Source organism: Xenorhabdus beddingii (assembly GCF_002127545.1).
Taxonomy (GTDB): Bacteria; Pseudomonadota; Gammaproteobacteria; order Enterobacterales; family Enterobacteriaceae; genus Xenorhabdus; species Xenorhabdus beddingii.
The window spans coordinates 1-1,779 of sequence record NZ_MUBK01000095.1; the positions used below are offsets into that span (position 1 = coordinate 1).

A 1,779-nucleotide genomic window follows, 5' to 3' on the forward strand; every position below is an offset into this window, starting at 1 on the left:
AACTGATGGGGATGATCGCCATTCCCCGCATCGGTCATGAAGTCTTGGTGGATTTTGTCCACGGTGACCCGGATCAACCGATTATTGTCGGCAGCAATTATCATGCCAGCAATATTCCGCCAAACCGTTTGCCGATGGCGAAAACCCAGATGTCGATCCGCTCGAAAACGCATAAAGGCGAAGGGTTTAACGAACTGCGTTTTGAGGATGATAAAGATCGCGAAGAAGTCTTTATTCACGCCCAGAAAAACCTGGCCATTAAGGTGCTCAATTCACGCGATGAACGCATTAACTATGATCGCACAACCAGTATCGGGCATGACGATGAACTGGTGATCGCCCATAACCGCAAGGTCACGGTAGAAGGCCAGCAAGACCATAAAACCACCGGCAACTATCTTGAGCAGATTGAGGGCGATCGCGCGTTACACATCAAAGGTGATCTGGCCGAAAAAATTCAGGGTGCCGTCAGCGTGGATGCCCAGGGAGATCTCACACTGCAAAGCGGCAGCAAAATTACCCTGAGTGTCGGGGGAAATTTTATTGTCCTTCACGAGGGCGGAATTGATATTAAAGGGGCGGCCATCAACCTGAACTCCGGCGGCAGCCCCGGTGATTTACTGGCACCCGCCAATCCCGCAATCCTGCTTGCCGCCGCAAGCGAAGGTTCCATGTTTGTCGCCCACTGCCCAATGAAGGAGAAACAGGCATGAGTCAGGAGAGACTTTACGCCATCATTGATGGGGCCGCAGAGCCGGATCTGTTTTTCATGCTGGAGCGTTATGACCCGCCTTCCGCTTGTCTTTATGGTGAACCCCTCCAGCCAGAATTGATTAAAATCGCGCCTTATCTGGTTCAGGTTAATGAAGATGTCAAAATCTGGCTGGAGTGTAGCCAAAACCCGTGGGGAATTTTTGTTCACAGTGCGGCAGACATGAAAACTGTGCGCCAGCATTTACGAAAATATTTGCAAGTGTTGCTTCCCCAACAGGAAAAACCGGTCTTTTTCCGTTTTTATGATCCGCGCAATATCTGGGATTTTCTGGGGGTCCTGAGTGACTGGGAAATCCATGGATTTTTGGGGCCGATCACCCGTATTTCGACCCTCTATCTTGAAGAAGAGCGCACCGATAACTTTGCCAAAATCAGAGAACCTTACCCGGTGGGCGCCACCAGCAAGCGAAAGATGCTCGCCATTACGGAAGTCCAGTTGGAGAAAATTCAGGCCAATTTTACAGCACGTTATATCAAAAAATTAGCCGGGTTTATCCCTGACTGGCTGGAAAAAGCGCCTTTTGAGTTTATCCCGCATATCGACACCGTGGCGTGTGCCCGACAGTTCTTTGACTGGTTCAGCCAAAACGGTATCACGGATGATCGCAATATCCGTGGATTACTCCGGCTCTTTATCACCCGGCACTACCTGACGATTGATGACTTACCGGCTGCCCTGTATTCCCAGTTAACCGAAGACAGCCAGCCGGGGCATATGCGGGCGGGAAGTGTATTAATACAAGAGCTGGGTCAGGTGCCTCTTTAACCACAATAAGGAAAAGCAATATGGGTAATGCAGTGAAAGTGGGTGATATTGGCACCAAGCACGGCGATTGTTCCGCCACCCCCGTTATTAGCGGCGCCAGTACCGTGAAAGTTGATGGCGCTTATCTCGCCCGACAGGGCGACGCACTGGCTCCCCATGCGTCACATTCACGGACGATCGCCGGAGGTTCCGGCTCCGTCTTTATTGAGGGGAAACCGGCCGCCCGAACCGGGGATGCC

At 51.5% G+C, this 1,779-nt stretch carries 3 protein-coding genes; all 3 read left to right on the forward strand.

Going from position 1 to position 1,779, the window contains the following annotated elements; translation table 11 throughout:
* The coding region (locus tag Xbed_RS18550; protein ID WP_244182563.1) for a type VI secretion system Vgr family protein at positions 1–713 on the forward strand (713 nt) is incomplete at its 5' end.
* The gene (locus tag Xbed_RS18555) at positions 710–1,540 is read left to right on the forward strand and encodes a DUF4123 domain-containing protein (RefSeq protein ID WP_086114293.1); all 831 of its coding nucleotides are present in this window, start codon (positions 710–712) and stop codon (positions 1,538–1,540) included. The genes Xbed_RS18550 and Xbed_RS18555, both read left to right, overlap by 4 nt.
* Positions 1,541–1,560: 20 nt before the next feature.
* Positions 1,561–1,779: PAAR domain-containing protein (locus tag Xbed_RS18560; protein ID WP_086114294.1), on the forward strand; the 219-nt coding region annotated here is incomplete at its 3' end.

Bases quoted from the DNA above. Each gene is read 5' to 3' on its own strand.
- Xbed_RS18555 (WP_086114293.1), top strand. From the start codon at position 710: ATGAGTCAGGAGAGACTTTACGCCATCATTGATGGGGCCGCAGAGCCG.